This window comes from Mycobacterium sp. (genome assembly GCF_035603715.1).
Lineage (GTDB): Bacteria > Actinomycetota > Actinomycetes > Mycobacteriales > Mycobacteriaceae > Mycobacterium.
The window spans coordinates 1-4,722 of the sequence record NZ_DATNJW010000182.1 but is presented as its reverse complement, the minus strand read 5'-3'; the positions used below and the strand labels follow the sequence as shown (position 1 = coordinate 4,722).

At 64.7% G+C, this 4,722-nt stretch carries 6 protein-coding genes; 4 read left to right on the top strand and 2 right to left on the bottom strand.

Annotation, left to right across the window (positions count from 1 at the left end; genetic code table 11):
* The 4 genes from VN856_RS07885 to VN856_RS07870 all read left to right on the top strand — a co-directional run.
* Window positions 1–383, top strand: a 383-nt coding sequence (locus tag VN856_RS07885; protein ID WP_325687783.1) for a sulfotransferase, incomplete at its 5' end; no start/stop codon positions are given.
* On the top strand, window positions 373–1,434 hold the full coding sequence (locus VN856_RS07880) for a hypothetical protein (protein WP_325687781.1): 1,062 nt from the start codon (window positions 373–375) through the stop codon (window positions 1,432–1,434). The genes VN856_RS07885 and VN856_RS07880, both read left to right, overlap by 11 nt.
* A 42-nt stretch (window positions 1,435–1,476) precedes the next feature.
* On the top strand, window positions 1,477–2,214 hold the full coding sequence (locus VN856_RS07875; RefSeq protein ID WP_325687779.1) for a potassium channel family protein: 738 nt from the start codon (window positions 1,477–1,479) through the stop codon (window positions 2,212–2,214).
* Window positions 2,198–3,067, top strand: a complete 870-nt coding sequence (locus VN856_RS07870; RefSeq protein WP_325687778.1) for an alpha/beta hydrolase — start codon at window positions 2,198–2,200, stop codon at window positions 3,065–3,067. Before VN856_RS07875 ends, VN856_RS07870 begins: the two co-directional genes overlap by 17 nt.
* On the opposite strand, the gene VN856_RS07865 is transcribed toward VN856_RS07870, so the two are convergent.
* On the bottom strand, window positions 3,064–3,753 hold the full coding sequence (locus VN856_RS07865) for an alpha/beta hydrolase (protein WP_325687776.1): 690 nt from the start codon (window positions 3,751–3,753) through the stop codon (window positions 3,064–3,066). The two genes, VN856_RS07870 and VN856_RS07865, sit on opposite strands and share 4 nt — an antisense overlap.
* Window positions 3,754–3,764: 11 nt before the next feature.
* Window positions 3,765–4,722: FUSC family protein (locus VN856_RS07860; RefSeq protein ID WP_325687774.1), on the bottom strand; the 958-nt coding region annotated here is incomplete at its 5' end.

Genomic DNA, 4,722 nt, shown 5'->3' with positions numbered 1-4,722 from the left:
TGGCCGATCTCTATGCCGACATCGTCGGCGGTTTCACCGATCATCTGGATCGCCGTTACCTCGGCCAACTCAACGTCGAGCACTGGTCGGTCGGCATGCGGCGAGCGCTGCGCTTCCGCGACGGCGGGGCCGATAAACGCTTTTACGACATCGACTTTCGCGCCATGCAGGCCGATCCCATCCGCGAGGTCCGCGGGCTGTACGCCTGGCTGGACGAACCGGTCAGCGACGAATTCGAATCGCGGATGCGCACCTGGTGGGCCGAGGCGGCCTTGGAACGAGAGCCCAGCTCGCACGCCGACCCGGTGGCGTTCGGCATCGATCTCGACAAGGTCCGGCCGCTGTTCGCCGACTACGTCGCAAGGAGCTTGCATGGCAATTGATTTGACCGGTGGCATCGACCCGGCGCGTGAGCAGGTATTCGCCCACAAGCCCGACGATCCGGAAATGCGCGACTCGGTGAGCTTCTGGGTCGTCGACGACCATGGCGCAGTGGGACTGCCGCGCATCGGAATTGAGGCCGTCGCGGCGAACTGGGCTGCGCACGACGTCCAAGTCAACGTCGCATTTCCGGACGGGCGGGTGTTCCGGTTGCGTGACAACGGTTTTAGTTGGCCGGTCGATGGGCCCGACGGGCGTCCGACCGTGCTCGGCGCCGGCGGACTCGGGTTCCGCTGCATCGCGCCGTTCGACACCTGGACGATGACCTTCGAGGGCAAGGCGGTCCAGACGTCCTCGCAGGATCTGATCCAGGGCAAGAAGGACGGGCCGCTGGTCGACGTCAGCTTCCAGGTCGAGGCGGCGATGGCGGTGCCGCCGTGGGTCCAGGGCACCCTGTCCGCGGAGTCGGGGGAGCGGTTGAAGACCTCGATCGAGGGCAAGCTGATGGGTGGCGCACGCTACGAGCAGTTGTTCCGCGCGACGGGCACGGTGAAGGTCGGTGACGACGAGCAGAGGTTCGGCGGCACTGGTTTGCGGATCCGGCGGCAAGGCGTGCGGAAACTGGCCGGCTTTTGGGGCCATGCCTGGCAGTCGGCGTTATTCCCCAGTGGACGCGCCTTCGGCTACATTGCCTACCCGCCGCGACCCGACGGGGAGCCAACCTTCAACGAGGGCTACATCTTCGACGGCGACGGAGACCTGGTCCCCGCTCGTGTCGTCGAAGCGCCGTGGCTGACACACCTGAAGCCGGTCGGCGAAGACGTCGCGCTGACGTTGGAAACACCAAACGGGACAGTGCATATCGACGGCGAGACGATCCTGTCCACCCACGACGTGTATCACGACGACAACATGTTCTCCAGCCAAGCGCTCAAGCAGGAGATGCCCAGTTTTCCGGCGTTGCAGCAGGCCGGTGTGCGGTATCGCTGGGACGGCGAAGAGACATTCGGCATGCTGGAGCGATCCAACCCGCTGGACCAGCTAATTTTCTAGATCTCCTAACGAGCACTCAGCCCAACGGCGATACTTCGCGGCATGGACTCCGAAACCAAGCTGCAGCGGTGGGAGCGGCATTCCGAGTGGCCGCTCGCCGCGGCCGCCGTCCTATTCCTGGTCCTGTTCTCCAGGCAAGTGCTGGCCCAGCCGCAGGGGCGTGAGGCGCACATCGTCTGGGCGGTCGACTGGGCCATCTGGGGCTTATTCGTCGTGGATTACGTTGTCCGACTGTGCCTTGCCGACAATCGGTGGCACTGGTTTCTGCGGCACCTGCTCGACTTCGCGATTGTGACGCTGCCACTGCTGCGGCCACTTCGCTTGTTGCGCCTGCTTGTTCTGATCGAGGTGCTGCAGAAGGCAATCGGGGACGCATTCCGCGGCCGCATCGTCGCCTACACCGTGTCCGGTGTCGTGCTGTTGATCTACACCGCCTCGCTGGCCGTCTTCGACAAAGAGCGATACCTGCACGGCGCGACCATCAACTCCTTCGGCAAGGCGGTGTGGTGGTCGATTACGACGGTGACCACCGTCGGCTACGGCGACGTCTACCCGGTGACCAACACCGGCCGGGTCATCGCGGTGCTGCTGATGATCGGCGGCATCAGCCTGGTCGGCGTGGTCACGGCAGCCCTGGCGTCGTGGATCATCGAGCGGGTGGCGGAGGAAGAGAGCGTCATGCAGACCGCTACCGTCGCTCACATCGAGGAGCTGCGCAACGAGATCCGGGCGCTGGGGAAAGAGCTACGGGCAAGGGAGACCAGTGACGACCACGCCTGAGACGTTCACCACCTGCGGCGTCGGCGGCACCCGCATCGTCGCCGACCGGCTGGGCGATCCGGACACCCCGGCGGTGGTGTTCCTGCACGGCGGCGGCCAGACCCGCCGCTCGTGGGGCAAAGCGGCCGCTGCAGTGGCTGAGCGCGGCTGGCAAGCGGTCACGGTCGACTTCCGCGGCCACGGCGAGTCGGATTGGTCGGAGGACGGCGACTACCGGCTGGCCAGCTTCGCGGGTGACGTCCAGGAGGTGCTGCGTCATCTACCTCCGCAACCAGTTCTGGTCGGTGCATCGCTGGGCGGCTTCACGACAATGCTTCTGGCAGGCGAGATTTCACCCGGCATCGCCCGCGCGGTGGTTCTGGTCGACATCGTGCCGAACATGAATCAGTCCGGCGCCGATCGGATTCACACGTTCATGGCCGACCGGATGAAGACCGGCTTCGAGTCGCTCGACGAGGTTGCCGACATGATCGCCGAATACAACCCGCACCGGCCGCGACCGACTGACCTGAATGGCTTGCGCAACAACCTGCGTCGTCGCGGCGACCGCTGGTATTGGCACTGGGATCCGAAGTTCATCAGCCAGAAGGCATCGCTTCCGCCCATCGAGCTGTCTGACGTCGATCGGATGAACGGTGCCGTGGAAGCGATCCTGGCCGGCGGCGTGCCGATATTGCTGGTACGCGGTCAAGTGAGCGACCTGGTCAGCCAGGACCGCGCTGACGAGTTCCTGGCCCGCTTCCCGCAGGTTGAGTTCGTCGACGTGCAAGGCGCGGGCCACATGGTCGCCGGCGACCGTAACGATCTATTCGCCGACGCGGTGCTGGATTTCCTTGTCCGCCAAGGGGGTTAGACGCTCTGGACCGCTTCGGTCAGAATGTCGACGACGGCTTGCGGTTGCGTGATCAACGGGGCGTGGTCGAACTTTTCGGTACGGGTGCGGGCCTGCATGCGTTCGGCCATGAACCGTTGGGTGGCCGGGTTGATCATCCGGTCTTCTTCTGCGACGAGAAACCAGCTCGGCAGGTCTTTCCATCCGGGTCTCGGGACCGCCTGCTGGATGCACGGAGCGGCAATAGGTCGCTGAACCGCGGCGAGCAGGGCTTGTTCTTCGGCAGTGGCGTGCTGTGCGAATGCGGTAGCAAAGGCGTTCTCGGGCAACCAAATCCAGCCGTTGTCATCAGGTTTGAGTTCTGGCGCTTGGGGGTGCGGGGGATCGCGGTAGAAGACGTCGGCGACGGTTTCGCCTTCGTCAGGCGCCAACGCGACTACGTAGACCAGCGCCTTGATGCGTGGATGGCTGACGGCGCCGATAACGCCGCCGGCGTACGCATGGCCGGCCAGCACGACGGGTCCTTCGGTTCGATCGATCGCCCGGATGACCGCGTTCACGTCGTCGCCGAGGGTGGTGAGCGGGATGGGAGCGGCGGTCACGTCGATCCCGGCGTGCTGCAGACCGCTGATCACGCGGGCCCAGCTCGACCCGTCGGCCCACGCTCCGTGGACGAGAACGACCGTGGGTGCCAGATTGGGAGACACAACCCAAAATACTAGACAGTCCTTCGCCCGACGGTCAACAGCGCCTCATTGTCGGCCCCAAGGTCGGTGGCCGCGTTGATCACGACGCGGTCGATCTGGCGCAGCGCATGCAATGCGTTCATCAACCGTCGGTGATGCGGAGCAAGCGGCTCATCGACATGCCGGCGGGCGAGAGTCTCCGCGATGTCGATGTAGTCGGTGGACGGAAAGAGCGTCGCGGCCTGGTTGAACTCCAGCGACGTGATCAGCACGTCGATGTTGCGCCGGACCTGGCTGGCGGCTGATCTGATCGCGTCGGCGAGTTCTGGGGGCGTGTCGATATGTATCTCGCTGCTGCGGGCCAAGATTCGAGCGTAGCGATCGCTCGCGGTGAGCATCCGCAAGCCGTGCCGCATGGTTCGGCGCCCCGCTAATCCGGCCACCCCGGCGCTCATCGGCTTGGCGGTGATCCGGAACTGCGCCAGGTCGCGGTCGAGTTGGCGTGCGGTCTCGGTCAAGCGTGCCGGTGCGGGAGTACCCAGGAGACTGGCGACCGATGCCTCGACCAGATCGGACAGCGTCAGGAAAAACGTGTGGGCGTCGCCGCGAATCTTCGCTCGGGTGTTGATCGGCAATACCAGCACGGCGGCCGCGATCCCGATGACCGCGCCCACGGCGGTCTCCTCGATCCGCAACAGCAACAGACCATAAGTGAATTCGCCGAGCAGACCGTACATCAACGCCAGCATGGTGCTGATCCAAAAGGTCATCAGGCTGTAGGTGACCTTCATGAAATAGAAAGCGCAGAACAAACAGACGAAGATCATCACCAACGAGGCGATGGTGTTCCCCGACACCAGCGTGGCGACCAGCACGCCACTGGGCACACCGAGCACCGTGCCGAGTAACCGCTGCCAGCCCTTGTCGAGGGTTTCGGCCCAGGAGTTGGTGCCGGCGAAGATCACGAACGCGGCGATCACCGCCCAATAC

What these genes read in the sequence shown, in the direction of transcription:
- VN856_RS07875 (WP_325687779.1), top strand. Translation starts at nt 1,477, where the DNA reads ATGGACTCCGAAACCAAGCTGCAGCGGTGGGAGCGGCATTCCGAGTGG.
- VN856_RS07880 (WP_325687781.1), top strand. Translation starts at nt 373, where the DNA reads ATGGCAATTGATTTGACCGGTGGCATCGACCCGGCGCGTGAGCAGGTA.